24 protein-coding genes are annotated in these 26136 nt (G+C 47.5%); 11 read left to right on the top strand and 13 right to left on the bottom strand.

Translation table 11 applies throughout. The features are described 5' to 3' along the window. Positions 1-15: 15 nt before the first annotated feature. Together CHI14_RS25115 and CHI14_RS25110 are read right to left on the bottom strand one after the other, a co-directional pair. On the bottom strand, positions 16-219 hold the full coding sequence (locus CHI14_RS25115; protein ID WP_095292285.1) for an aspartyl-phosphate phosphatase Spo0E family protein: 204 nt from the start codon (positions 217-219) through the stop codon (positions 16-18). A 209-nt stretch (positions 220-428) separates the two neighbouring features. Further along, on the bottom strand, positions 429-752 hold the full coding sequence (locus CHI14_RS25110) for an ArsR/SmtB family transcription factor (RefSeq protein WP_095292283.1): 324 nt from the start codon (positions 750-752) through the stop codon (positions 429-431). Between the two features lie 211 nt (positions 753-963). Between CHI14_RS25110 and CHI14_RS25105 the strand changes: the two genes are divergently transcribed. Further along, positions 964-2343, top strand: coding sequence for an MFS transporter (locus CHI14_RS25105; RefSeq protein WP_095292282.1), 1380 nt, complete (start codon positions 964-966; stop codon positions 2341-2343). A gap of 116 nt (positions 2344-2459) precedes the next feature. On the opposite strand, the gene CHI14_RS25100 is transcribed toward CHI14_RS25105, so the two are convergent. The 3 genes from CHI14_RS25100 to CHI14_RS25090 all read right to left on the bottom strand — a co-directional run bounded on the left by CHI14_RS25100 (position 2460) and on the right by CHI14_RS25090 (position 4516). Next, complete coding sequence (locus CHI14_RS25100; RefSeq protein ID WP_095292280.1) at positions 2460-2909, bottom strand: nuclear transport factor 2 family protein; 450 nt, start codon at positions 2907-2909, stop codon at positions 2460-2462. 246 nt (positions 2910-3155) lie between these two features. Then, on the bottom strand, positions 3156-3560 hold the full coding sequence (locus CHI14_RS25095) for an Rrf2 family transcriptional regulator (RefSeq protein ID WP_095292279.1): 405 nt from the start codon (positions 3558-3560) through the stop codon (positions 3156-3158). Between the two features lie 119 nt (positions 3561-3679). Then, positions 3680-4516 carry an AraC family transcriptional regulator gene (locus tag CHI14_RS25090; RefSeq protein ID WP_095292278.1) on the bottom strand — a complete coding sequence of 279 codons (837 nt, stop codon included), beginning with the start codon at positions 4514-4516 and terminating at the stop codon, positions 3680-3682. Between the two features lie 118 nt (positions 4517-4634). On the opposite strand from CHI14_RS25090, the gene CHI14_RS25085 reads away from it, so the two are divergent. Both CHI14_RS25085 and CHI14_RS25080 read left to right on the top strand, forming a co-directional pair. Further along, positions 4635-5639: a Gfo/Idh/MocA family protein gene (locus CHI14_RS25085; RefSeq protein WP_095292276.1), complete on the top strand. Its 1005-nt coding sequence runs from the start codon at positions 4635-4637 to the stop codon at positions 5637-5639. An 18-nt stretch (positions 5640-5657) separates the two neighbouring features. Then, a complete protein-coding gene (locus CHI14_RS25080) occupies positions 5658-6605 on the top strand; it encodes an aldo/keto reductase (protein ID WP_095292275.1) in 948 nt (315 codons plus the stop codon). A 184-nt stretch (positions 6606-6789) separates the two neighbouring features. Here the strand turns inward: CHI14_RS25080 and CHI14_RS25075 are convergent, their stop codons facing one another. Together CHI14_RS25075 and CHI14_RS25070 are read right to left on the bottom strand one after the other, a co-directional pair. Continuing rightward, positions 6790-7809 (bottom strand): Gfo/Idh/MocA family protein, encoded by a 1020-nt coding sequence (locus tag CHI14_RS25075; protein ID WP_095292274.1) that lies wholly within the window; start codon positions 7807-7809, stop codon positions 6790-6792. 65 nt (positions 7810-7874) lie between these two features. Beyond that, entirely contained in the window at positions 7875-8651 is a 777-nt protein-coding gene (locus tag CHI14_RS25070; protein ID WP_095292272.1) for a sugar phosphate isomerase/epimerase family protein, read from the bottom strand. Positions 8652-8858: 207 nt separating this feature from the next. Between CHI14_RS25070 and CHI14_RS25065 the strand changes: the two genes are divergently transcribed. From CHI14_RS25065 to CHI14_RS25045, 5 genes are all read left to right on the top strand, one after another. Then, positions 8859-9677, top strand: coding sequence for an AraC family transcriptional regulator (locus tag CHI14_RS25065; protein ID WP_095292365.1), 819 nt, complete (start codon positions 8859-8861; stop codon positions 9675-9677). Positions 9678-9865: 188 nt separating this feature from the next. Next, positions 9866-10561, top strand: coding sequence for a response regulator transcription factor (locus tag CHI14_RS25060; protein ID WP_095292271.1), 696 nt, complete (start codon positions 9866-9868; stop codon positions 10559-10561). 24 nt (positions 10562-10585) lie between these two features. Further along, the gene (locus CHI14_RS25055; protein ID WP_095292270.1) at positions 10586-12022 is read left to right on the top strand and encodes a sensor histidine kinase; all 1437 of its coding nucleotides are present in this window, start codon (positions 10586-10588) and stop codon (positions 12020-12022) included. Positions 12023-12141: 119 nt separating this feature from the next. Beyond that, positions 12142-12900, top strand: a complete 759-nt coding sequence (locus CHI14_RS25050; protein WP_170948268.1) for an ABC transporter ATP-binding protein — start codon at positions 12142-12144, stop codon at positions 12898-12900. Between the two features lie 2 nt (positions 12901-12902). Beyond that, positions 12903-15305 (top strand): ABC transporter permease, encoded by a 2403-nt coding sequence (locus CHI14_RS25045; protein WP_095292268.1) that lies wholly within the window; start codon positions 12903-12905, stop codon positions 15303-15305. An 88-nt stretch (positions 15306-15393) separates the two neighbouring features. On the opposite strand, the gene CHI14_RS25040 is transcribed toward CHI14_RS25045, so the two are convergent. From CHI14_RS25040 to CHI14_RS25015, 6 genes are all read right to left on the bottom strand, one after another. Next, positions 15394-16596, bottom strand: a complete 1203-nt coding sequence (locus CHI14_RS25040; protein ID WP_095292267.1) for a Ger(x)C family spore germination protein — start codon at positions 16594-16596, stop codon at positions 15394-15396. Next, the gene (locus CHI14_RS25035; RefSeq protein WP_095292265.1) at positions 16593-17693 is read right to left on the bottom strand and encodes a GerAB/ArcD/ProY family transporter; all 1101 of its coding nucleotides are present in this window, start codon (positions 17691-17693) and stop codon (positions 16593-16595) included. Before CHI14_RS25035 ends, CHI14_RS25040 begins: the two co-directional genes overlap by 4 nt. Positions 17694-17729: 36 nt before the next feature. Beyond that, positions 17730-19445 (bottom strand): spore germination protein, encoded by a 1716-nt coding sequence (locus CHI14_RS25030; RefSeq protein ID WP_095292264.1) that lies wholly within the window; start codon positions 19443-19445, stop codon positions 17730-17732. A 183-nt stretch (positions 19446-19628) separates the two neighbouring features. After that, the gene (locus CHI14_RS25025; protein WP_095292262.1) at positions 19629-20531 is read right to left on the bottom strand and encodes a methyl-accepting chemotaxis protein; all 903 of its coding nucleotides are present in this window, start codon (positions 20529-20531) and stop codon (positions 19629-19631) included. Between the two features lie 364 nt (positions 20532-20895). Beyond that, positions 20896-21429 (bottom strand): VOC family protein, encoded by a 534-nt coding sequence (locus tag CHI14_RS25020; RefSeq protein WP_095292261.1) that lies wholly within the window; start codon positions 21427-21429, stop codon positions 20896-20898. A gap of 125 nt (positions 21430-21554) precedes the next feature. Then, positions 21555-22388, bottom strand: coding sequence for a MurR/RpiR family transcriptional regulator (locus CHI14_RS25015; RefSeq protein ID WP_095292259.1), 834 nt, complete (start codon positions 22386-22388; stop codon positions 21555-21557). 202 nt (positions 22389-22590) lie between these two features. Here CHI14_RS25015 and CHI14_RS25010 point away from each other — a divergent pair, with 202 nt between their 5' ends. From CHI14_RS25010 to CHI14_RS25000, 3 genes are read left to right on the top strand one after another with little or no spacing between them, the layout of a single operon-like run. Continuing rightward, positions 22591-23478 carry a DUF8171 family membrane protein gene (locus CHI14_RS25010; protein ID WP_095292258.1) on the top strand — a complete coding sequence of 296 codons (888 nt, stop codon included), beginning with the start codon at positions 22591-22593 and terminating at the stop codon, positions 23476-23478. Continuing rightward, positions 23471-25333, top strand: a complete 1863-nt coding sequence (locus CHI14_RS25005; RefSeq protein WP_095292257.1) for an ABC transporter ATP-binding protein — start codon at positions 23471-23473, stop codon at positions 25331-25333. The genes CHI14_RS25010 and CHI14_RS25005 overlap by 8 nt, the downstream gene beginning before the upstream one ends. After that, the gene (locus CHI14_RS25000) at positions 25308-26135 is read left to right on the top strand and encodes an energy-coupling factor transporter transmembrane component T family protein (RefSeq protein ID WP_095292255.1); all 828 of its coding nucleotides are present in this window, start codon (positions 25308-25310) and stop codon (positions 26133-26135) included. The genes CHI14_RS25005 and CHI14_RS25000 overlap by 26 nt, the downstream gene beginning before the upstream one ends. The last annotated feature ends 1 nt before the right edge of the window (position 26136 follow it).

The following is a 26136-nucleotide window of genomic DNA, read 5'->3' as shown; positions in this document are numbered from 1 at the left end:
CGAATTATTGTCGCATCATCTCATCCCGGGGCTTTTGTCTCGGGGTGTTTTTCCGTTTAGACGAATGGCTTTGTTATATTCATTAATTAACTCATCCAGAATCATCGATTGACGAATGACCTCCGGATGCATTAATTCCGTGTGTGAATTTGCGATCTGGTAAAGTCTTTGCCGTGCCTTTTCGATACATTCCTGAATGGTTTCCGGATTATGCACCATACTCCCGCCCCCTGTTGTCCTTCAATATCCATCACCCAAAAAAGACCATCTATTATAATATTCGGAACATGGAGGGCTGCGGATTACCCCAAAATTAAAATTTGTATATTTTTTCTTGTACAGGCTGAAATAAGTAGGTGCATTAAAGAAGCCTCCCCCAAGTAGGAATAAAAAAATGCCCCCTCTTCAGCTTGAAGAAAGGACAAGTTTTAGGACTGATGGGTGGACGCCTGGGCAGCGGCCTGCAACAAAGGCTGCATAAGGCCAGGGAATCGTGTTTCCAGATCTTCCAACCTCAATGTAAGGAAATGCTGGGTACCCTGCACCCTCACTCGAATGACGCCAGCTTCCCGCAGCGTGCGAATATGATGGGACATCGTGGACTTCACAACAGGTGCATTAAAATGACTGCAGGGCTGCTCTCCACTCTTGGCTGCTTCCGCAACAATGCCAAGGCGGGTCGGATCGCTTAACGCGTACAACACGGAAGAAAGTTCAATATCCTCCAATTGAGGATGATGTAAAATTTTCATAATGTAGTCTCCTTTTTTCAGACTATCCATTGTATTTTAGCACAATTCCATGATATATTTCTAATGTTCGATACCAATCGAACTTTAACTATAATTTCGTCAATGTAACCCCTGCTGTGAGGCATGGGATTCACTGTATATCTCATTTTGCAAATGTTACATACCGTTTCTGAAATATTGCGAAATTACACATTAGTTCAAGGAGGTTTTCATGAATAACACCGCAACCGCATCATCCGGAGAACGAACGACCGGACTACAGGAAGGGTTAATTGTAAGTTTGCTCGGTTTCACCGTAGTTCTCGTCGTCATGAATACGATGATGTTCAATCTGGCGCTGCCCAAAATTGCAGCTGAATTCCAGCTCTCATCTGTTGCTTCTTCCTGGATTGTAACAGGTTATTCCATCGTTTTTGCCATATCGTCGATTACCTTTTCACGCCTGTCGGACTTTGTACCGATTCGAACCTTGTTTACAACTGGTCTCACTTTACTTGGTGCAGCATCCGTTCTGGGATTCTTCAGCAATCACTTCATTATCCTGCTCTGTGCACGCCTGATTCAGGCAGCAGGTGCCGCATCCGTGCCAGGACTTGCCATCGTGCTCATCACGCGTTACGTTCCGAGTGACCGCCGGGGTAAATCCATGGCTGTGATTATGTCTGCCAGCTCTCTTGGTCTTGGACTCGGTCCAGTCATCGGCGGCAGCATTACTCAATTTCTTGGATGGCACGATCTCTTTATCGTTACGGGTTTAACGTTATTCCTGATCCCTGTGTTCTTCAAACTGCTTCCGAGTGAAATGCCGCAAAAGGGCTCGTTCGACTTGCTGGGTGCACTGCTTCTTGCGATCGGAACAACTGGCGTTCTTCTGTTCCTCACTTCACGTGAGTGGATCACTCTTGTCGTTGGTGCCGTAGCACTTCTATTGTTCTGGTTACGGATTCGCCGTGCGGCCGATCCATTTGTTCAGCCAGCCCTTTTCAAAAACAAAAAATATATGATGCTCAGCTCGCTAGGGATCGTATCCTACATTAACAACTTTGCGACCCTGTTTCTTTTGCCGCAAATACTGGCCCATCTGTATGCCTTGACACCAGCCCAATCCGGACTGGTTATCTTCCCTGGTGCAGTTGTCTCCATGCTGCTGTCCAACCGGATTGGCCGAATGATTGACAGACATGGCAATACACAGCTGCTTAGGTTTGCACCATGGCTGCTGCTCGCTGCCGCGGGATTGTTCGCTCTGTTTGCAGATAACAGCATCTATGCCATTATGATCATTTATATCCTGCTGAGTGTAGGTTTCTCCGCTCTCACAACGAGCGTTTCCAACGAACTGTCCAATAACCTGACCATGGATCAGGTGGGTGCAGGCATGGGCCTGTTCCAACTTAGCCAGTTCTTCAGCGGTGCATTCAGTGTTGCCGTAACCGGCGTGGCTCTGACTGCAATGCAGCAGCTGTCCTTGTCATCAGCCTACACGAATATTTTCTGGGGCATGACTGTGGTTGCTCTGGCATCCGTGATGTTCTCTTGGGTGTATCTGTCCATGCAGTCCCGCAAAAAAGCTTCTTCCGCTTCGTCCTAATCCAAGCTCTTAAGGAGTGACAGACTAGGTTAGGCTTCTCAATATAAAATAAGCCCCAAGGGAACATGTTCTTGGGGCTTTTGCTGTTTTGATTTACTTTATATCTCTCATGATTACTATTCAAACAGATCCAAACGCAAACGCTTCAGGCTTGTATGCTTGATATACCATTGACCGTCGATCTGAACAAACGTCTCATGGTAGTGTCCAAATCCGTGGAAGGATTTGTTCTCATTGCCTTCGGGGAATGTTACCCAATCCTCCATCGGAGAAATAACCTTGGCTTCGTTCGCGGATACAAATTCAACCTCGGCGCTGTGTACGTGATGCACGGTTACAGCAACATCCACCAGGTCACGGAATACTTGCACGATGGTGTCACGGCCCGTTAATACCGGAATGGGGTTACCTTCCGTACTGAAATCAGCTACTGCATCCGGAGCAAACACATCGCCCAGTGCGTCCCACTGCTTCGTATCAATAAAGCGGCAATAGCGTGCCTTCGTGTTACGGATATTTTCGAGTGCAAGCAATTGTTCCAGTCCTGTGATGGTTGATTGGCTCATCTGTTGTCCCTCCAGAGATGTAATAGGTTTAAAAGATATGTATCTATTAATCTTCCTTATTGTACCATTACGCTTGTATTAGGCACAACGGCATATTAATGCTTGGCTATTACTACGAAAAAAGTCCGAAAGCTAGGCATGCTGCTTCATGCTGCTCTCGGACTTTTGGACTTATTCGCATCTATATACGAAAGTAAAGTGGGTTGCCACACTCAGCAAGAAGCTGATTCGCTCTTCCCCCAATGGTTACCTCTGATATGCCTTCATTTGGGCAGCCAGCTCGGACATCTTCTTATTGCTTAGATAGTTCTCCATCTGTTCCTCGGCATGAATCATGACCTGCTGAATCAAACAGCCCTCGTTATGGTTCTGAGAGCATTCGAACAGGGAAGCCTGCCCTTCAATGGCGTGAATAATCTCCAGAAATGAAGGGTCCGGATTTTTGCGACTCAGACGATAGCCACCGTTGGCTCCAGAAGTGGATTCAATCATGCCCGCCTTAACCAGCTTGGTCAATATTTTGGACAGATAGGTTGGGGATACTTTCTGCAAATCAGCCAGTTGATGAACACTAACCAGCTGCTCCGGTTCTGTAATCACAAGGTGAAGCATGGTATGCAAGGCATAGTTGGTTGCTTTTGAATATTTCATGAGGGCACCTCATTGTATACGGATTTAATTTATCCATAATAGACTTGATTGAGCTCGCTGTCAAACCCCAGGGGATCTGAGATTTCGCGGTTACTTGGAACCTCTATAGATAGTAGTTATTAATTGTGATAAAGTCCTCGGTACTCCGTAGGTGTCATGCCTTCGTGCGCCATGAACTGGCGGTTGAAATAACTGGCGTTCGGGTATCCCGCCTCCTCGGCAATCTGGCCAATGTTGGCCGTTGGACGTTCGAGCAGCCACTGCTTCGCCATCTGCAGCCGGGAACGGGTTACGAATTCCATTGGCGTCATCTCGACGGCACTCTTGAACAATTTACAAAAGTAATACGAGCTGACACCCGCCAGATCCGCCCAATCCTGAAGCAAAAACGGCTGACATGCCTCCTGCTGCATCTGCGGGAGCAATCCGAGAATGCGGTTCTCCGCTTGGCTGGTACGTGTATTTTTCAGAGGCACCGCATGCTGGACAAACTCGGCCAGTACAGCATACGTCAACGTGGACAGCTGTGCCGGACGCAGCATCCGGTTCTGTTCAGCCTCGTGCAGCAAGGCCAGATGAGCCTCTTCCCAAGGGGCTTGCTGCCGCAGCGTCCACAGCAGATTGCGATGCAGCCCCCGTTCAATCATGTAGTCATGGAGACGTTCACCGTAAAAATGAACCCAGCGCACATCCCACGGATCATCCTCACTGCTGTAATAATGCTGGCGCTGCTGCGGGAAATAGAGTACCGCCTGACCCGCCCGAAGTTCATGGATAATCCCGTCCACTTCCACATATCCCTTACCTGAAGCTACATAGTGAATATTGAAGTTATTAAGTACACCGGCCTCCCGCAAAACGGAATGCTCCGGATGGTCCACATAATGGCCAACGGACTCGGGATAACAAAAATATGGAATATCCTGAAGGGTTAGCAATACAGTCTGTCTCATCATGAATATTTCTCCTTGGCAAGCAATATTGTGTTAATAGATCTCAATATATTATCATTTTCATTCATCGATCTATTCCTTATAATCACAATATACATTCATCCACAGGAGGAAACAACTCATGAATTCAGATCGTAAATTACGCTGGGGCATTCTTGGTAGCGCTAGCATTGCCAAAGGTTCTGTCATTCCTGGTTTGCAGCAATCGGAGTTGAATGAAGTGGCGGCGATCGCAAGCCGGGACGAGGAAAAGGCGAAACAAACCGCTGATCAGCTTGGAATCCCCCAGGCTTACGACAGCTATGAAGCACTGCTAGAGGATGACTCCATTGACGCTGTATATATTCCCCTTCCAAACCATCTTCACCGGGAGTGGGCGATCCGCGCAGCTGAGGCGGGCAAACATATTCTGTGCGAGAAACCACTCGCGTTAACCGAGCAGGAGGCACGTGAAATGGCGCAAGCCTGTGATGATGCCGGAGTACTGCTCGCCGAAGCATTTATGTATCGGCATCATCCCCGTTACGACCAGATCAGAGACGTCATTGCCAGTGGTGAAATTGGAGAAATTCGCGGTATTCATAGTACATTTTCGTTCAACAATTCCGGTTCCGCAGGTAATGTCCGGTTCAAACGTGAATGGGGCGGCGGTGCTCTCTATGATATTGGCTGTTATTCCATTAGTGCAGCACGACTGCTGCTCGGCCAGGAACCATCAGCGGTAACGGTCATTGGCATGTTCTCCCCTGAACACGACCATGTCGACATGATGGCCTCGGGATTACTTGAATTCAATAATCACGTCGGCGTCACGTTTGACAGCAGCATGTGGGCAGCATTCCGCAATACGCTGGAGGTGCTGGGATCGGATGGCATAATCGAGGTTCCGTCCGCATTTATCAGCAATCCGGACCGCAGCTCGAACTTCTACGTTACTGCGGGCGGTGAACGCAGGGAAGTTGAGGTCCCTCAGGTCAATCATTACTCCCTGCAGGGGGATGATATGGCACGTGCCGTGCTTCAAGGTAAAGATTTGCGTTTTGCTTCTTCCGATGCGGTGGCCAATATGAAAGTACTTGAGGCTTGCCTTCGTTCTGCAGAGGAACGTACACGAATTACACTATAAGCGAGGATGGTGTGTACAATGGAATTCATTACAATTAATGGTGCAGGAAAACCGATTTCCCGGTTGATCAAAGGTACGGATTATTTTGTGCATGATGCTTACGAAAAAGCTGCCACGAATATGGATGCTTTTCTGGCGATTGGCGGAAATACCGTGGATACGGCTCACATCTATTGCGGCGGACAGAGTGAAGAAGTGCTCGGACGTTATATGCAAGAGCGCGGTAATCGCGATCAGGTCGTCATTCTCACAAAGGGTGCCCACCATGATATGAACGGCCCCCGTGTCAATGCCGATGCCATTCGCAGCGATCTGCTTACCAGCCTGGAACGTCTGCAGACTGATCATGTCGAATTGTATGCATTACACCGGGACGATCCGAACATTCCTGTTGGTGCCATTCTTGAAGCACTGAATGAGCACATTGAGTCAGGTAAAATTGGAGCGATCGGTGCCTCCAACTGGACTTGGCAGCGTTTGGAGGAAGCCAACACGTATGCGGCTGCACATGGTCTGAAGGGCTTCACATTCAGCAGCCCGAATCTCAGCCTGGCCAAGGCGAACGAGCCGTTCTGGGCTGGCTGTGTATCAGCAGATGCAGAGACGCTGGCATGGCATGAACAGACACAGCTTCCCCTGCTGTCCTGGTCCTCGCAGGCACGCGGCTTCTTCACCGGTCGTTTCACACCTGAGGTACGTGACAATGCCGATCTGGTTCGTGTCTTCTACAGTGACGGCAACTGGGAAAGACTACGCCGTGCCGGGGAATTGGCCGAAACGAAAAATACGACGGCAATTCAGATTGCATTAGCTTATGTATTGAATCAGTCCTTCCCGACCTGCGCATTGATCGGAGCACAGAATCGCGATGAGCTGTTATCCTGTGACGAAGGCTCACGCCTGACTCTGACTGGTGACGAGATTGCCTGGCTTGATCTTGCGAGCGACGTCAAACCAGTTGTGTAACCGCAAGAACTGATCAGGATCGGAAACGCTTCAAACGTAGTACAGTTCAAGAGACGGCCCTCCCCACTTTCGATGCGGGAGGCCGTCTCTTTTCCTTACTAAAATAAATAAAGAGGGCACCAACCAGAGAAACGCTGGAGGTACCCTCACATGAACATATATAATGACCTTGAACGGGTCCGTCTTACAGTTTAACGATCTGACCTGTCTTCTCGGATTCGAATGCTGCCAGAATGACCTGCAGGGAACGAAGGCCTTCTTCACCGGAGATGCTTGGAGGCGTTTGAGTCACAATGGATTCCACAAATGCGTCGATAACGCCGCTTGGTACCTGCTTCTCATTTGTTGCCATCGCACCAACTTTGTACGTTTCAACCGTACCATTCGTCAGTTCGACGATTACTTCGTCGCCTTCGACCGTTCCGATTTTCATGACGCCATTCTCGCACCACAGAACCGTACTGTTGTCTCCTGCTCTGTATTGAGTCCAGCTGGCAACGAGTGTACCAATGGCACCACTCTTCATGCGAAGCAAGCATGTCGCATTGTCATCCACTTGCGTGCCTTCTTTGTGAAGGGTGCTGATGAACCCAGCCACTTCGGACACTTCATCGTTCAGCAGATAGCGAATGAAGTCAGACTTGTGCACGCCGAGGTCACCCATGGCGCCCATAATTGCTTCTTCCTTACGGAAGAACCAGCTCTCTGCTCCGTCCACACTCCATGCTTCCGGTCCTGGATGACCAAAGGAAGTACGGAAGTTCAGCACTTTACCCAGTTTGCCGGAATCCAGGATTTCTTTTGCTTTGACGTGTGGAGGCATCAGGCGTTGGTTGTGTCCAACCATCAGATACACACCGTTTTTCTTGGCAGCTTCAATCATTTGCTCGCCTTCTTCGGTTGTAACAGCCATCGGCTTCTCAACCAGCACATGCTTGCCTGCATTCGCAGCAGCAATGGCCATGGAAGCATGCAGATAGTTAGGTGTGCATACGCTAACCGCATCAACTGTTTCGTTTGCAAGCAGTTCTTCGTAGCTGGAGTATGCTTTGCCGCCGTATGTTTCGGCCATTTTCTCTGCACGCTCCACAATTGGATCAGCAAAAGCGACAAGCTCTACGTTTTCATTGGCAGCGTATTCTGGAATATGTCTGCGTTCAGCAATGGCTCCACAGCCGAATACAGCAACTTTAATTTTACTCATGGATTAATGTCCCCTTTGACAAGTAGATTCAGCATTTGCTTCATTCAATGATTCGAATTGCTAGATTAAAATTGGTTCAGGTAGTTCTGTTTCAGCCAGTTATAACTGTTGGCTACGCTTTCAAGTGGAGGATTCTGACATACATCCTGTTCCACGATCAGCCATTCCACACCTGCGCTCGTTGATGCTTCAATAACTGCTGGCAGGTCAACCGAACCTTGTCCCAGTTCCAATGTTTTCATCTGACCCTGTTCGTCTTTGCTGAAGTCCTTCAGATGGAGAAGCGGCAGACGGCCCGCATATTGATTAATATACTCGATCGGATTTTGTCCGGCAAATTGAACCCAACATACGTCCATTTCCACTTGTACAGCCTCAGGCGTCGTTTCAGCGAACATGGCATCAAAGGCATTTTTGTCGCCAACTTGGCCATGGAATTCGAAGTCATGGTTGTGATAACCAAAGATCAAGCCTTGTTTCGCTGCTTCTGCACCATATTGCTGCAGTTCAGCGAACAACTTGGTCCAGCCTTCAGCATTGTCAGGACGATCTTCAGGCATGAGGTAAGGACAGATCATATATTGAGCCCCAATCGTTTTGAGGTAATCAATTTGTTTTTGCAAATCTTCGCGCATCGCGTGCAAGGAAACGTGGCTGCTGAATCCTTTGAGGCCCAGCTCATCCAGCAATGCTTTCATCTCTTCGGCAGGAATGTCACCATAACCAGCGAATTCCACACCTTCATAACCAAGCTCTGCTACCTTGCGCAATGTGCCACGAAAATCTGCTGCAGTTTCATCACGGAGGGTGAACAATTGCAAACCAATATTAAGTTTTTTCATGAATGATACACCTCTGCTCTCAAATTTGCTTTCATTGCTCTATCTGGTATCATCCTACCTCAAAACAGGCTAGAATGAACATATACAATATCGTCAGAACATGAACTATTTGACTGATTTTTTATTCCAGTATTTTGCATCACAATAATTTCACCTATAAAAGTGCATGCAGGATACCTATATTGGAGGATTGCATCTTTGGAACCGTTGAAGACTTCAGTACTGATCTGTGACTACTCTTATCACTACAAGGCATTTAACCACAACATGAAGGGCGAGCTTCAGACCTACCTGTTCCGTCTGCAAACTGAAGGCTCTTGCAAGGTATATGTGCAGGATGAAGAATTTACGATGACCAGCGGGGATTTGCTGCTGTTGAAACCAGGAGATGACTATCATCTCGTGGTCGCAGAACCGCATAAGGAAGGACGATTGTCCAGCGGGGATTATTATTTGTTCTGTGAAGGTTCCTGGATTGATCAGTGGTGGAAGCGAGCTCAGCGCCCTACCGTAAACCGAATTGGACTGGATGACAAACTGGTCAGCCTGTGGCGCAATATTTTGCTGGAGCAGCGCCGGGGACCTCTTGAAGAAAATGAGGAGTTAAAAGACGCCCTATTACGCGGACTCTGTCTGTACATCGACCGTGCGATTAGCGAGAGTCTCCAGACGGATCGAAGCGTGTCCTCCACCCTGAAGCTAAAGCGCTTCATAGAGGAACATGCTACCGTTACGTTCAAACTTGAGGAGGCTGCCCGTTACGCAGGTCTAAGTCTGTCACGCGCAGTCCGGCTGTTCAAGGAACACTACGGCAAAACCATGATCCAGTACGCTATTGAAATTCGCCTGAATGTCGCACTGGAACGCATGAAGTACAGTGAGATGACACTGGAGCATATTGCGGAGACGTGTGGATTCGCCAGTTATTCCTATTTCCACCGGGTGTTCCGCGCCCACTTCGGAATGTCTCCACTGGAATACTTGAAATCGCACTCCCACCCGTCTTTCGATATGGAGCATGTATAACATCATCTGGAATCTCGAACCCATGACGACCTCTAAACAGGTCACGTTTATGGGTTCTTTGAACTTTTTGCTGCTCCAAATTTATTCATGACTCCTCCCACATAACCCTGTATAGTTAAAATCATAATCATTTACAGATTCAACCATCATTAAAGAAATTTCCATTACCCTTTATTGGAGCGATACCTATGCCTCATTCACGTAGAATACTCATTATTGAAGACGAGCAGGACATTTCACGCATTGTAAGAGACTATCTGAACAAAAACCAATATGACGCTGCAGTCGCAGTCACTGGACAAGATGGATTGCAACTGATGGACATGCTGCAGCCGGACTATATTATCCTGGACATCATGCTTCCGGATATGGATGGTATTGAGGTATGCCGTGAAATAAGACGAAGAAACAATATACCGATCCTCATTCTAAGTGCAAGAGGAAGTGATACCGACAAGGTGCTTGGTTTGGGCTTCGGGGCAGATGATTATATGACCAAACCCTTCTCCCTGAGTGAGCTGCTTGCGCGAATCAATGCCCATTTCAGGCGGTATGACAGTCTTGCAGCCGAGCGTGAGGAGGGACATCTTCTTCGTCTGTCCAACCTGGTGATCGACAAGAAAGCGTACAAGGTTACGGTAAGCGGAGATGAAGTTTCACTTTCTGCGAAGGAATTCGAACTGCTGTACTACCTGGCGAGCCACAAGAATCAGGTATTCTCCAAGTTACAATTGCTGGATGCTGTTTGGGGATATGATGCTTACGGAGATGAAAATACGGTCACTGTATATATCCGAAGGTTAAGAGAGAAAATTGAAGCCACCCCCTCCGAACCCGTTGTTCTGAAGACAGTCTGGGGAGTCGGCTACAAATTCAACCACTAAGATAGATGGGAGATCACAATCTCGATGTCGTTACTCCAATGGTCCAAACGCTGGCTGATCACCGTACTCATATTGCTTATTTTTCTCCTTGGATGCAGCCTGACACTTGCCGTGGATCGGTTAGATGATCATACCGAGGAGAACTTGTCCATTCATCTGGTCCGGCTCAGCATCAACCCGGTGATGCTTGCTTTGGAGCAGAATCTTCATCAACTCACCAGCCCGGAGGTTCAGGAAAACGTTCGTGCCCTCGCCGAAGAGCAAGGCATCCAGTTATCCTATGTCGGCCTGGACGGTACGATTCTATTCTCTTCCGATCCATCCTCTCAAGGAGAACATATCCATCTGGCATCCGCCTTGCATTATGATCTGAGCCATGCCGGGCATGCCAACCATGGAGAGGATGTGGTGGACATGGCTTTCCCTGTCCTCCATGCTGCGGATGGAATTCAGATCGGAAACGCCATCTTTACCATCCCCAAAGCCATGGTTACTGTCCAGCCTTCATCCATCCTGCCTTATCTGGTTGCAGGCATATCCATCATAATCGCCCTTATTCTCGGCATTCTTCTGTTAACCATGCATCGCAAAATACATAAACGATTACTGTCACCGGTACATATGCTTCAGCAGCATGCTGAATCTATTCTTAAGGGGAAGTACGATAAGCCAATTCATTATAAACATGCAGACGAAATAGGCGAATTATATGCCATGTTCGATCTGATGCGCACCGAAATCAAATATTTGAGTGAACAACGTACGAAGCAAGAACAGGCGCAAAAGGAACTCATCACCAATATTTCGCATGATATCAAAACACCCATTACTACGGTTAAAGCGTATATTGAGGCCATTATGGAAGGAATGTGTGCAGATGAGGAAACCCTGATGGAGTATATGCGAATCATGCAGACCCACACGGACAAAACAGCCCAATTGGTTGAAGATCTATTGCTTCATGCGCTGCAGGAACTGGGTCAAATATCCGTAGAGCCGCGTGAAGTTTATAGTGGTCCCTCTTTCGAGGCCATGCTTGGATCATTCGGACATGCTGTGCGCATGAAAGGTCTAACGTATGAAACGCCCGAATCCGTTCCGAATGTGTTAATCCGCATGGACACCCCAAGGATCGAACAAGTGCTGGCCAATCTCATATCCAATGCACTGAAGCACACCCATCGCGGGGATGCCATCCGAGTTCATACTGAGGTGGAAGCCAATCAGTTCATTGTAACAATCATAGACAATGGTCCGGGAATACGGGCACAGGATATGCCTTTTGTATTTGAGCGTTATTTCCGGGGGCAGGCGTCTCCTGTATCCAGACACGTGCAAGAGGGTACAGGCCTTGGCTTATCCATATGCAAAAATATCGTTGAAGCACACGGGGGACGTATATCCTTTTCAAGCAAAGAGGGGCAAGGAACCAGCTTTCAATTTAGTCTGCCGGTCTGCTGACTCGTCACAATCCATTCAGGCTGGCATCCAGCCTGTAAGACTTTATTCATAATTTGATAAGACTTCCTCAACATCCCCCCTCTAAAATAAAACGTATACCGCCTTGGGGAGTGATTTTCTTGAGCAAAACAACGATTATTCGTGCGCATAACCTATGCAAAACATACAGCACAGGCCCGGAACAATACCATGCCATTCGCAATGTTGATCTGGATATATACCAAGGGGATTTTACCGTCATTATGGGTAACTCGGGTTCGGGCAAATCCACCCTGCTCTATCTGCTGAGTGGTCTGGATCATGTGACTGCTGGTGAAGTCTATTTTCAGGAACAACGCATCGATGCTTACAGCGAACGGGAAATGTCTGATTTTCGCACTCGCCGGATTGGTTATATCTATCAGAATATTAATCTGGTGCCGGATCTCTCCATTCGAGAGAATATTGCACTGCCGGGTTACATCGCCGGGACCAAAAAGAATGAAATTCAGCTGCGGGCAGCCCAATTGATGAAATCCTTGGATATTGACAGTCTGAGCAGCCGTCTTCCCTCCCAGACTTCAGGAGGCCAGCAGCAGCGAGCCGCCATTGCGCGGGCTTTGATCAATACTCCTGACGTCCTTTTCGCCGATGAACCAACTGGAAGTCTGAATGTGGAACACGGTAAGGCTGTACTCGACATCCTGACAGACATTCATCGAAAAGGGCAGTCCGTTGTCATGGTCACGCACGATATCAAGGCTGCCTGCCGTGCTGATCGTCTGATATTAATCCGGGACGGCAAGGTTGGTGGCATTCTCGAATTCAAACCCTATAACGAGCATCAGGTTCATGACCGTGAGGACATGATATTTGCCTTTGTATCGGGGAAGGAATAACGATGGCTGTCATGTTGAAACTTAGCCTCTCCTATCTGGGCAGAAGCAAAATACAAAACTCGTTTATCGCGCTGCTCATTCTTCTATCCACGCTGCTGCTGTCTACATCTGTCATGATTCTGGCCAACACAGGTAATCAGTTTAGAGAGATGCATACCCGCACTAATGGATCACATCAGATTTTGACTTTTGATAAAGGCCTGAATGATCCAAAGGCTGTTCACACCTGGTGGGCTTACCAGGACGGCGTTGAAGTGTCTGAATTGCTCACGTATCGATCGTTATCGGGTATCTCGTTTCATGGCACGGATATCCCTAATATTTACCTTTACATGATGAATACCCCTTCAACTCCGCGGGTTGTGGATGAGCTTATTTTTTCTAGTGGAACACCAGAAGTGGTTCCTGAGCCAGGTTCGGTCTGGATTCCCACTTCCATGGCCAATGCGTACGGTGTCTCAGCCGGAGATACTATTGGCTTCAAAACGGGGAGCACTACCATCGAATTGAACGTATCCGGCATTGTAGTTGATGTCCCCTATGGGGCACCTTTCACCAATACAGCACGAGTCTGGATGAACCCTTCGGATTATTCGAAGCATGTTCAGTCCCTACCGGGAAACGATAATTACATGCTGGGTATCCATTTCGACGATTACAGTGCCAATTCAAGCTATTGGGAACGGTACTCGCTTGAGGCAGGCAGTCCGTTTCTAGAAACCAAGATGGAGTTTGAGGGCATCTCTTCTTTCTATCTGATCATTAATCAAATCATCGGATTCATCATGATTTTCCTAGGGGTTGTCATGCTTGCCATCGCTTTGATTACGATAGGATTTACGATTTCGGATGCCATTCTGGCCAACTATAAAACGATCGGCATTCTGAAATCACTTGGCATGACCTCGGCAAAAACCATCGGCACGTATGTCATGCAGTATTCCATGCTTTCCGGTATAGCCATCCTTCCAGGACTTGGGCTCAGTATATGGATATCCAAATTCATCATCAATATCTCCGTGTCTTCTCTTCGCGTGGGAAATCGTGACATCTCGGTCGAGGGGATAGGTTCAGCCATGCTTGTGGGCCTATTCCTGTTCGCCATGATCCTTTTGTTCGTTATGATGTATGCCAAAAAAGCACGGAGTATTCAGCCGGTGCAGGCCATCCGTTATGGAATGTCGGAGCTGGACAACAGCCGGATGGCACGGAGAATGAACTCCCCGCTATACAGTCTGTTCAGGTTCACTCGCCTGCCTGTAGGTGCAGTTATCGGAGTTCGCCATGTCACCAAAAACATTAAAAGTTCTATTCTGATGCTCTTGCTGACAACTACAGCCTCTTCCGTACTAGTTTTGGGGTATGTTCTGTTAAGCAGTATCACCGGAATTGCTCAGACCGCTGCCCAGTGGGGTTATGACAATGCCAACATTGCTGCTGTCGTTGTGAATAAAAGTACTTTTCCCAAAGAGGATTTCAATCAATGGATACAAGAGGATGCAAGAATCAAAAATGCAGGCTGGCAAGGGAACATTACTGGCGTAGTTAGCCCAGGCTCTTCAGGGGATGATGAACGGCAATCTACCAGTGTAGCTCTGAGTGTACTGGAAGGAAGTTATCAGGATCTTGGATTTGAGACATTAGAGGGGAATAACCCGCAGCAGGAGAATGAAATTGCCATCGGCGTGGGTGTAGCTGAGTCCTTAAACAAAAAGCCGGGTGAATTCCTGGAACTTTATATTGAAGGGGAGAAGCGCACATTTCTCATCACAGGAATTTATCAAGCTATTGCCAATATGTCCATCTCGGGACGCATTACGATGGAGGCCATGAATACGATTCGCCCGAATTACAGTGATTTTGATGCTGTATTCATTAATTTGAATGATCCGCTGGAAGCGGAGCTTGTTGCCAGGGAAATGAATCATCAATTTAAAGATTCCGCTTCAGTTGTAACCCAGCAGACCCTGCTCGATTCGGTCTACGCCGAAGCGGCAGACATTCTAATTTACCCCATGAGCCTGATTGGGCTGCTGTTTATCCTGGTTACATTTATTATTATTTTCAGTACCTGCCGGATTAGTATCCGCAAAGAAAGCAGAACGTATGGTATTTACAAATCGCTTGGATTAACCTCGCGCCGCATTCGGCTGTCTATTGCCATGGGGATATCGCTCCTATCCACTATAGGCGCCCTGATGGGAATCCTGGTTGGCGTGTATGTGCTGCCTATTCTTCTTGAATTGATCCTTGCTGACTATGGTATAGTACATCTTCCTCTGATTCTGAATGGGGTTGGAATTGTTCTATTCGCTTGTATCAGCATGATTGCAGCAGCTCTCGGCTCCTGGTTCTCCTCCCGTGTAATTCAGGAAACATCACCACGTATGCTGGTTATTGAATAACTTTGGCAAGGACATATGAAACAGCCTTCTCAGATCCTTCGCGGATTTGAAAAGGCTGTATGGCTTGTCCAGATTACTCCTTCAGATATTACTCCGTCGAAGATCCCTGATTTTTGATTTTAATTTTGATGTCATAGGTAATTGGAATTTCACTGAATGTCTTATCCCAATCCGGTTTAACCTTCTTCCATACTTTCGGATATTTAATACGCAGTTTCTCGCCAAATCCACCAACATCCACCTTATACTTATGCTGCATTTTATCGAGGACCTGTTTCACCTGCTGTTCAGCGATTTTCTTAAAATCGTTCTCCAATTTGTGAAGATATTCTTCGTCTCCTTCTACTTCGGGAACCGTCCAATCTTCCATGAACCAACCTTCCGATTCCACCTTAACATGGAACGAGATATCGTCCCCATGGACTGTAGGGATAATTTTCCCTTTCGTATGCTTAATCTCATAAACGACCGTACTCCCGGTTCGTTCTTCATATGTTTTTATTACGCCTCCCTTAGGCCTTTCCTGAATCCACGACAATCCTTCGAGATCGACTTGGCTTAAGGTTCCAATAAGACGTTTTGTCTTGGAGTCAAATATGCCTGCACCCGAAAATTTATGTTCGCCTTTATAGGAGATGACATTTTGAAGGAGAAAGCTTCTGCCAGACTGCATGGTTGCGTCCAACTTGGCTAATGACACAGCGGGCATGATTTTATTCGACAAGTATGAATTGTCAACAAGACCTGTCAGGTAAAATGCCGGGATTTCACTGGGATCATTGGAGTGCAATGCATCAATGGCTTTTTCATCACTCACCACAATCAGACAACTTGGACGGATATCGTTATCACGCAACACAAAGTCAAGCAATTGTTCCAAGCTGTATTTCCGTGAAATTTCTTGCGAAACCACGATCACTTTCAAATGATGTCCGATAAGGGGACGATCTCTTCTGAGTGCAAACTGACGGAATATTTCTAATAGAGAATCTCCCGTTAATTGTTCATTAAAATAGGATTTACCTGCTGCTGGAGAAGCTTGCTGGCTATTGGATTTGGAAGCATCCTTAGGTACAATCTGCACTGTGGCGGTTATGTTGTTTTCTTTGGGATAATGACCACCATGAGCGTTGACGTCCTTTTCAAATTCCGTTTGCTCAGGCACATCAATTCCCAGAGCCACATAGACACCCAATTCCTCAATCTCTTTGCTGCTCCAGCAGCCTGTTTGCGTCAATAACATGCATAGCGATACAGAAAACAATATCAGCTTCTTCCAAGGCAGCTTCATTTCCTCTGTCCTCCTTTTTTGCGAACAAAACTTAACAGCAACAACAGTGCTGGAAGGATGGCAAACAGAAAAACAGAAACTTTCCCCACAAAGTCCCCCAGTGCGAAAGTCTGATTGACGTCGTTTGGAAGAAAGGCAATAAAATAAATAATGGAAACTAAGATAAACATGGCTCCCAGTATTTCCTTTCGTTTGAACAATTGAGCACATCCTATGGAAGCACCATACAGTGTGACGGTGAAGGTGGAAAAGATCTGCATAATCCAGATGACCAGAAGTAACGATTCGAAGCGTTCAAATATCAATCCCTGAATCTCAAAACTACGCATCAAATCAAGTGTTGGCCAGGTTCGGGTCTTCATGCCATTAATGGACAAGCTGCCCACCACCATAATGACTGTAACCAGATAGATCAGTGTGGGAATAGCTGTCCCCCAAATAACGGACTTAAATCCTTTCTCTGGACTCTTCATATAGGCCATCACGACAAACATGATTTCATATCCTGTATAGGCCAAGAGCGACGGCTTCAATCCTTTTATGACCGGCATAAACCCCTCACCTAGTACCGGTCTCAGATTATTAATTTCAAAGACTTTGCTGCTAAGCAGGATGGCTATGATAAAGATAACAATAGTGATAGGTAAAACAATCTCGAACAATCGCACGATTGCATTCAAACCGCCTGTTATCAGATAGATCCCGATCCACATAAACCCCATCACGATGGCCCAGGTCGGCGTACGCTCAAGAAGATATAAATTGGTCACTTCCGCCAGCACCCTGACTTCAAATGCAGAGATAATGACAAAATACAGGATGATTGCCATACTGATTACCATAGCAATCCACCTGCCGGTAATCTCCGGGACAAACTGAAACACCGTTTTTCCTGGGAATCTCCGACACAGCGTAACCATGATGAAACCAATGAGCGTAATAATTACACCCGAGATGATAATGGAAATCCACACATCCGGTGTATCTACGGCTTCTACCGTTGTTCGCGGCAAGGTCAGGATACCTGCTCCCAGCATGTAGTTAATGATCATGATCGCAGCCTGAGCGGTTGTTAGGGGCGTGTAGGAAGGCTTCATTGGTTTCACCTCTTCATCAGTTTCATAGCCTTGTCCTCATTTCTTGCGGTCCTGATCTTTGGGTTTCATCATGTAAGGGCGTTTTCTCATCATGCTCATCGGGGCCCTAATCAGAAAGTCCTTCCAGTCAGACAATCGATATGGAACACTCGGGCTGACATATGGAACGCCAAAGCTCTGTAACCGTGCAAGATGACTGCAGAGCAACAGGATAAACAGAACCACTCCGTACAAGCCAAGTACTGCTGCACTAAACATGCCTATAAAACGCAGAATCCGCAGCGTTATCCCAGCGCTGTACGTCGGAATGGAAAATGACGAGATTGCCGTAACAGCAACGACAATAACAAGAAACGGACTGACGATCCCTGCCTGTACGGCGGCATCCCCGATAATGAGACCGCCGACGATTCCCATCGCGGGTCCAATCGGTTTCGGCAGACGTATGCCGGCTTCGCGCAATATCTCAATCGCCGTCTCCATGATGAGTGCTTCGATAATGGAGGGAAAAGGTACTCCTTTTCGCGTCTCGATAATGGTCAATGCCAGTTTGGTTGGAATCAGACCCGGATGAAAGGAAATAAACGAGATATACAAGGCAGGTGCAAGAAGAGCAATCATGGCTGCCAGAAAACGAAGCATGCGGAGAAAGGTACCTGGAATCCATCGCTCGTAGTAGTCTTCAGGTGATTGCAGCAGCATGCTGAAGGTCGTCGGCACAATCAATGCGAAAGGTGTACCGTCCAGCAATATGGCAACACGTCCTTCAAGCAAAGCACTGATCACCCGATCCGGTCTTTCCGTATTCTGCACCTGTTGAAAAGGACTCAGCTGATCATCCTCAATGAGTTGCTCTACATACCCGGATTCCAGCATGGCGTCTACATCCAGCTGTTCGATTCGCTTTTGGACTTCAGCTACAATCTCGGGGTTGGCAATATCTTGAATATACGCAATAACCAGATCTTTTTTGAGCCGTGTACCTACTTCATATTTCTGTATGAACAGGCTCTGGTTACTCCCATACCGCCTTAGTACCCCCGTGTTATCACTGAGACTTTCCGTAAAACCAATGCGTGGCCCACGGAGCAGGGCTTCAGACAACGGCTCTTCAATACTGCGTGTTTTTCCTTTGGCTGATCCAATGAGAAGAGCACCAGGCATACCATCAATAATGAGAGCATTTTTCCCAGACAGCACACCCAAAGCAAGTTCCTGTAATGACTCGGTTTCCTCTACCTGACTAACAGGCAGTAAATGATTTTTCAGATATCCCTTAAGCAGGTGAGCATTTTCCGGATGGATGAAGGCATCCTGTTTCAGTTCCGGCACCCCTCTTAACATAAGAGGCGTGATCAAATGGTCGTCGACCAACTCCTGATCTACCAGACCATCGACATACATGACAGCCGCAGGTGTGTCCGTACCATAGATGAAAAACTCCCGTATATGTACGTCGGCATTCTGGCCAAAGGTTTCTCTTGAACTGATCAGATCTGTGGTATAGTGTCCCGTCAGCTTGATGTTTGCATATGTGCCGGATTCAGTTCCTTGTGCCTGGTCAGTACCATTCGAAGAGGAGTCTCCTGAGTTTTGTTTTTGCTGTGAACTGGGATTCGTAAATGCACCTCTTCTAATAGAAGAGCTAATCCATCGAGCTGTTTTTAATATGAAGAGTGGAATCAAAAACACCAGAAATGCCTGCATCCATATCGACCATTCAGGTACAAACGATAATATTTTCGACCACATCACCCTCACCCCAACATTTCTCTAAGCTGTGAACCTGAACCTACATGTATTTCTGAGTATTCTTTCCCCGAAGGCTCACAATAATTCCCGTTTTTTTTGCGTAATAAAAAAGCAGGCCCCTGTGTCGGAGACCTGCCACGTTATTATCATTATTTAAGTTTATTTATAGAAGAGAGATACATCTTAGACGATCTTGGTGACTTGCTGCGCCTTGGCATCGAGCAGCTGTGCAGATTCCGCAATGGTTGTAAAATCCTTCAACGCTACCGCGATTTTCTGCTGGCTTTGCTGGGCGTACGCTTCAACTTTCTGGGTTCCGCTGGAAATGTTCTTAATCTCTTTGGTTATGCCTTTTACACTATCGCGGATTTCATTAATCGAATCCCCAACCATGGCAGACAACTTTCTGACTTCCTTGGCTACTACATCGAACCCACGCCCGTACTCACCTGCATGTGCAGCTTCGATGGCAGCATTCAGTGCGAGCAGCTGTGTCTGCGATGCAATCTGCTGAATGGTTTTGACAACACCTTGGATCGAGCCTGCTTGCTCCTGCAAATCAGTCAATGTCGTCCGGTTATGAGCCGAAACCTCTGCAATTTCTGTGATACCGGACAGCAGCTCACGACTGCGCTCAATTCCAATATCCGCATGCTCGTTCATCTCATGTGACATCGTTTTCAACTCATGGACCACGGCCGAGATGTTTTTCTGACGGTTTGTAATGTTGGTTGCAATTTTGGAGACACCCAGAATTCTCTCATTAGACTCATCATAGACAGGCATATATGTTGCCTCAAGCCAGACAGAGTTGCCACTGGCATCCTTACGCTCGATCTTGTCCTGGAAGCTTACGCCGTTAAAGATACTGTTCCAGAACAACTCATAATCCATGCTGTTTGCGAAATCAGCAAAACATAATTGCCGATGATGCATCCCGTACATTTCATCTACCTGATATCCCATCGTACGAGCAAATGTCTCATTGACATAAGTCACCCGCCGATCCAGATCAAAACGAATGATCGCCAGACTTTTTTCCATCGCCTTAACGACCAGCGCATCCGTGACAACGTCTTTTTTCATGTCCAACTCTACTATAGGCACTTCATTTCCCCCATAATCTCATGCTTATCGCTTATTTTTTCGTAGACTATCCCTGTGCAAAATTCAAAAATGGAAATCGGTCTTCTCCAATTTTTATGTATTCACGTGAACGTTCTGAACGCTTCTACTATTTGATACCCCAATTCAGGACATTTGGATCACTTATTTTTGATTTCCCCAAAAAAAATTTTGCATAATCTTATTTTGGTAAACTTATTGGACTAAGCCTCATTTTATTATCAAGGTGTCAACACGTAAATGGACAAAAAAAAGACCGTTTCATCCGAAACGGTCCTCACAAGGATTACGCCCAGCACATCACATAAGTTGGCCTTCCCAGTATCTAATCAGTCCTTCCTGCCTTAGGTGTCCAACGTTGATCCTCACTATGCTGGGGATAATCGATGCCGGCCGGGTAGGAGATTAGCTCAATCAACATGCCCCACGGTGCACGCCCATATACAAATTGATTGCCTTCCCCGCCTTCGATTGGGCCGGACAATGCACTGGGCTCGGAGAGAAGCTCTCCTCCTGCCTCTGTGAATCGTTTCACCGCGTTCTCCATCTGATCCACATATAAGGCTACATGCTGCACACCGAAGTCTGATGCCCTGGCGGGATCATTCTGCTCCGTATTTCCAAACTGAAATAGTTCAATACTGGCGCTCTCTCCGACAGATAACATTCGAATATGAGTGGCCTTGGCTCCAGGTCGAAGCCCCAGCTTCCGTTCTGCTTCAGGACCTTCCTGCGGGGGATCCTGAGGCGTAATGTTGTCATATACAAGCCTTGCGCCGAATGCCTGCTGCAGAAAAACAGTCGCTTGTTCCACATCCGGCACAGTAATTCCTATATGGTCGATTCCTCTTGTTGTCATACGATCCCCTCATTCCAAATGTAATTCAACATGCTGGTGAGCAACAATAATTGCTCTTATTTATGTTTTTACACCATAAGAGGACCGATATAACAAAGTCAGATTACCCACTGCTATACCATGAGTTATCCACGAGGCAGCTTATCCGCATATTTGCTGCGCAGTTCAGCAAGCCTCTCCAGCTTGGACATAGCCAGCTCCTTCTGCAATAAACCAACAGCGAGCACCAGCTGCTCCATAAGAAGAAGTGGAGTAACCATGGAGTGGAATTCCCCCAGCTCACCGCGACTTACATAGAAAGACAATTCCGTTGCCAATCCGTATAACAGATCCTCCCGGTCTGTCACAAGTACGGCCTTGCTGTTTACTTCCTTGGCATAATCCAGAATGACCTCTGCTTCAGGCAGCAGACGGGTAAAGCTCATCAGCAAGACCATATCCTCCTGCTGCATGTGCATCAGCGACTCAAGCAATTCATGTCCGCTTCCGGCCAAATGAATGACCGTCAATCCAAATCGCGATAACCGGAATGACAGCAGCTCTGCCAAACCTGCAGAAGGTCCGGGAGCATAGATATATACTCTTCTGGCTTCAGAAAGGATGGAAGCAGCATGCTCCAGATCTCCCTGCTTCATATGTGATAACGTCTCCTGCAAATGGGATACCGAGGCTTCCAGCAATTGCACAGGCAAGCTGCTCGTGTCCATGCGGGAGATTGTTTTATTTAATTTGAGTGCAGGTGTCGTGTCCTCGGAGGTGCGCAGCCGGATTTTAAATGCTTTGGCATTGTCATATCCAACAGCCCGCCAGAAGCGCGAAACGGTGGCTATACTTACTCCGAGCTTGTCGGCAATTTCCTGCTCCGTCATGAATAATATCTCTTCGGGGTTGCGCTCAACAAAATCGGCAATCTTCAGATGACCAGGTGATAGCTGTTCTTTTTGGGCAAATAAATTCATTACGGATTCACTCCTTTTCTCGCTCTGCCATTCAGTATACCAGCTGGCCTGTGATCACGTGGTTTGTCTATGTAATAATTTTTTCATTTATTTTTAATCTTGTAATAAATATTACAATCGATTTACAAATGTCTCCCTTTGCGTTAATACTCTGCCCCTAGACTGTGGCTATGATCAACAACATTCAGGGAGGTATGTATCGATGAAGAAGATGACTGAACGTTATACGCTGACGTCTTCACAGAAAATGATGGTGTTTGTGCTTTCCATGTCACTGTACGGCTTATCCAACATGTTTACAGAGCTCATTCCCAAGCTGCAGCTTGGACCGATTGAATTGTCCGTTGAATATTTTGCTTTTATTCCACTGACGCTCTGCATCCTGTTCCATCCCATGATTGCCGCTCTCGGTGCTGCTCTTGGTGAAGTCATCTTCGGTGAACTGATGCTGGGGCAATTCGGCGGACTCGGCGAACTGGAGAAATTCATTACCTTTTCCTTCGCGATGTATGTCGCCGGCCGCATGGTCAGTGATCCCCGCAATCGCAGACAAGTTGGTGTCGCTGCCATGACCGGAGTCATCATTCATCAATTTCTCAGTTCATTGGTCGATATCGGCAAAGTCTGGATTGGCGTGGAAGAACTCGAAGCCGTTCCCGGACTTGCCGAGAGTGTTGTGCTGATTGAAGGCGTTGGGTTCCTGAACGACGTATTATTCTCGGGCATCCTGTTCGCTCTGCTGCCCACGCTGTACCTTGTTCCTCTTCTCTATGGCAAAATCGAACCACTGCTCGGCATTAAACCTCGTAATCCTGGCATGAAATATGAAGGTGTCGGTTTCTTCCGTCCGAAGCTGTTCCTGATCGGCCTGCTGCTGCTCGCAATCGCTTTTGGCGCGGAATCCCTGTCCGAGATGGACATCAACTTCGCCGTGTGGGAAACGGACTATGCCGATCAATACGGCTCAGCCTCGATCTGGATCAGTATCGGTGCTGCTGCATTCATCGCGGTCGTTACTCTATGGATCATGCGTGCGAAACGAAGTAAAAGCAAAGCTATTTCAGGTACGGAGAATCGCCCATATGCCTAATACACATTCTTCCCATCCTGCTTCTTCACCTGATACCGCTATTGCTATTCATGATGTTACCTTCACCTATCCGGGTTCGGAAGAACCTGTTCTGAACGGAGCCTCCCTGGAGCTCTCCCGCGGAAGCTTCACTGCGATTATCGGAGGCAACGGATGTGGCAAGTCAACGATGTGCAAATTGTTTAACGGCCTGATTCCCCAGTTCTATACGGGTGACTTTACGGGTGAAGTTCATGTACTGGGAGTCTCAGCGGCTGGGCAAAGTGTTGCAGATCTGTCCAGAAAAATTGGGTATGTCTATCAGGATTTTGATAATCAGCTGGTACGCCCAACCGTGCTCGATGAAGCTTGCTTCGCTCCACTGAATTACGGACTGGCCAACTATAAGGAGCTGGGTGAACGTGCGCTGACGATGTGCGGTCTGGACTCCATCCACAATCGGTACATCTGGGAATTGAGCGGCGGACAGAAGCACCTGCTTGCACTCGCTGGGGCACTATCCATGGACCCGGACATTCTCATCGTGGATGAACCCGTCTCCCAGCTGGATCCACAGCATGCCAGACTCATCTATGAATGCCTATATCGGTTAAATACAGAGCACGGCAAGACCATTATTGTCATCGAGCATCATACCGAATTTATCGCTGACTTCTGTGCGGATGTAGTCCTGATGGATAAAGGACGTGTTCTATGGAATCTGCCAGTTAAGGAAAGTTTAAATCGTATCGCAGACCTGGAGCGTCTGGGCATTCAGCCTCCTGAAGTGACCCGTGCAGCCATTCAGGCTGTTCCATTATTGAAACGAGATCAGGTAACCCAACCCGAGCAGCTGCATCATCAGCTCTTTCCAATCACGGTGGAGGAAGCCGCGGTTTATTTTCATAAACAGCACACTGCTGCAATATCCGCACTACTGGCCAATCTGGGCAAACAGTCCCATCCTGCGGAGAGCAAGGTACCGTTCCATTCTGAAGAACATGCACATACTGCTTCTCTGCCGATTGTTCAATTCAAGGATACTCGTCTGCGGTATAGAGGGCTTGGCAAAAAAGAACATGAAATTATTCGTGGTGTTAACTTTTCACTCCATGAAGGAGAACGGATCGCCCTGGTGGGCAACAACGGCGCAGGTAAGTCTTCACTACTCCGGCTCATGGCCGGCATTAATCTGCCTCAGGAAGGCAGTGTCCGCGTACTCGGGGATATCACACATCGTTCATCGTTGGAACAGTTGGCTGGCCGAGTCGCTTATATTTTCCAACAATCTGCCGAGATGTTTATCGAAGACAGTGTGCGCAAAGAGGTTTCGTATTTCTTGAGAAACCGCCGTATCCAGGGAGCCGACGAACAAATCGCACATGTACTCGATCGCTTTCGACTCACCCCGTTACAGGAGCGGGATGCCCGTCTCCTCAGCGGTGGACAACAGCGACGCGTTACCCTTGCGATTGGCGCAGCCATGAAACCTTCTCTTATGCTGCTTGATGAGCCTACCGCCAACCTGGATCTGGCTACGCGAGAGGAACTGATTGGCGTATTGGATGAACTGGATCAGCATGTGCGGACAACGGTGATTGCAACTCATGATATGCAGCTGGTTACCCAATGGGCCAGTCGTGTCATCGTGCTGCATGATGGACGTGTTGAAGCAGATGGGACACCTGCCGAGGTGTTTGCCGACGAGCCGCTTCTGCGTCGTTCCGGACTTGCGCTTACTCAGATGATGGAACTATCTCATCGGTTGGGTCTATCTGCACTCTGTCCGACTCCTGAGACTTTTGTGGAGAACCTTTTGAATCATTCGTTTACCAAGGAGGAAGACATTGATGCAGCTTGTCCGCAACTGGTTTGACAAAATATCCATTGAACGCATTCAGCTGGAGCTGATGAATACCGTATATGGCAGCGGTCATGCAAGTCTGTCCCGAATTGATCCGCGTGTCATGCTCATCTGGTATCTCTTCTTTGCCATCGTTCCCTGGTTCGTTCATAACGGCACGGTGCTGCTCGGCATGTTTATTCTCATGGTCATTACGACCATTCTGTCCCGCGCTGCTCCTTTCATCATCATCATTCTATGTCTGGGGCTGATCGGTCAGGTAGGCTGGATGTTTATTATCTCGCTGTTCTTCGGGGGAAATCTGGAATCCGCATTTCCGTTATTACTCCTAACCCTGAAGCTGTCGATCGTATCCCTGGCAAGCATCACTGTCTTTTCAGGAATGGACCCGGAACGAATCGGAGATGGCTTGCTGGCACTCGGAATGCCCGCAGCATTCTCGTTCAGCCTCTCGTATGCGTACCGCATTTTGCCCGTGTTGTTTGGTGAGTTCCGCAACATTATGCTGTCGTACAGATTGCGGGGTCAGGTCCCATCCAGCCATGGCTGGTTCTACTGGCGGCTTGTTGTTTACTACATGAAACTGTTTGTTGTATCCTTTTTCCCGTTAATGCTCGCAACCGCCAAACGTTCCCGTACCACTGTGGAAGCACTCGAAACCCGTGGTTTCTCTTACGGAATGAAGAATCCGGATTCGAAACGGCTGAAGCTGGCCCATCTGAAGATTACCCCACGCGATATCGGTTTTCTTGTCGGGTCAGCCATCTATGTTGTCCTCCTGTTCTGGCTCGGCGCACATTACGAGATTTTGTAAT

The organism is Paenibacillus sp. 7516 (assembly GCF_002272715.1).
Classification (GTDB): Bacteria; Bacillota; Bacilli; order Paenibacillales; family Paenibacillaceae; genus Paenibacillus; species Paenibacillus illinoisensis_A.
This window is presented reverse-complemented; position numbering and strand designations above follow the sequence as displayed.

Excerpts from the sequence above, each read along its gene's own strand:
- CHI14_RS25115 (WP_095292285.1), bottom strand. The coding sequence starts at position 219 with ATGGTGCATAATCCGGAAACCATTCAGGAATGTATCGAAAAGGCACGG.
- CHI14_RS25110 (WP_095292283.1), bottom strand. The coding sequence starts at position 752 with ATGAAAATTTTACATCATCCTCAATTGGAGGATATTGAACTTTCTTCC.
- CHI14_RS25105 (WP_095292282.1), top strand. The coding sequence starts at position 964 with ATGAATAACACCGCAACCGCATCATCCGGAGAACGAACGACCGGACTA.
- CHI14_RS25100 (WP_095292280.1), bottom strand. The coding sequence starts at position 2,909 with ATGAGCCAATCAACCATCACAGGACTGGAACAATTGCTTGCACTCGAA.
- CHI14_RS25095 (WP_095292279.1), bottom strand. The coding sequence starts at position 3,560 with ATGAAATATTCAAAAGCAACCAACTATGCCTTGCATACCATGCTTCAC.
- CHI14_RS25090 (WP_095292278.1), bottom strand. The coding sequence starts at position 4,516 with ATGATGAGACAGACTGTATTGCTAACCCTTCAGGATATTCCATATTTT.
- CHI14_RS25085 (WP_095292276.1), top strand. The coding sequence starts at position 4,635 with ATGAATTCAGATCGTAAATTACGCTGGGGCATTCTTGGTAGCGCTAGC.
- CHI14_RS25080 (WP_095292275.1), top strand. The coding sequence starts at position 5,658 with ATGGAATTCATTACAATTAATGGTGCAGGAAAACCGATTTCCCGGTTG.
- CHI14_RS25075 (WP_095292274.1), bottom strand. The coding sequence starts at position 7,809 with ATGAGTAAAATTAAAGTTGCTGTATTCGGCTGTGGAGCCATTGCTGAA.
- CHI14_RS25070 (WP_095292272.1), bottom strand. The coding sequence starts at position 8,651 with ATGAAAAAACTTAATATTGGTTTGCAATTGTTCACCCTCCGTGATGAA.
- CHI14_RS25060 (WP_095292271.1), top strand. The coding sequence starts at position 9,866 with ATGCCTCATTCACGTAGAATACTCATTATTGAAGACGAGCAGGACATT.
- CHI14_RS25055 (WP_095292270.1), top strand. The coding sequence starts at position 10,586 with ATGTCGTTACTCCAATGGTCCAAACGCTGGCTGATCACCGTACTCATA.
- CHI14_RS25045 (WP_095292268.1), top strand. The coding sequence starts at position 12,903 with ATGGCTGTCATGTTGAAACTTAGCCTCTCCTATCTGGGCAGAAGCAAA.
- CHI14_RS25040 (WP_095292267.1), bottom strand. The coding sequence starts at position 16,596 with ATGAAGCTGCCTTGGAAGAAGCTGATATTGTTTTCTGTATCGCTATGC.
- CHI14_RS25035 (WP_095292265.1), bottom strand. The coding sequence starts at position 17,693 with ATGAAGCCTTCCTACACGCCCCTAACAACCGCTCAGGCTGCGATCATG.
- CHI14_RS25030 (WP_095292264.1), bottom strand. The coding sequence starts at position 19,445 with ATGTGGTCGAAAATATTATCGTTTGTACCTGAATGGTCGATATGGATG.
- CHI14_RS25025 (WP_095292262.1), bottom strand. The coding sequence starts at position 20,531 with ATGAAAAAAGACGTTGTCACGGATGCGCTGGTCGTTAAGGCGATGGAA.
- CHI14_RS25020 (WP_095292261.1), bottom strand. The coding sequence starts at position 21,429 with ATGACAACAAGAGGAATCGACCATATAGGAATTACTGTGCCGGATGTG.
- CHI14_RS25015 (WP_095292259.1), bottom strand. The coding sequence starts at position 22,388 with ATGAATTTATTTGCCCAAAAAGAACAGCTATCACCTGGTCATCTGAAG.
- CHI14_RS25010 (WP_095292258.1), top strand. The coding sequence starts at position 22,591 with ATGAAGAAGATGACTGAACGTTATACGCTGACGTCTTCACAGAAAATG.
- CHI14_RS25005 (WP_095292257.1), top strand. The coding sequence starts at position 23,471 with ATGCCTAATACACATTCTTCCCATCCTGCTTCTTCACCTGATACCGCT.
- CHI14_RS25000 (WP_095292255.1), top strand. The coding sequence starts at position 25,308 with ATGCAGCTTGTCCGCAACTGGTTTGACAAAATATCCATTGAACGCATT.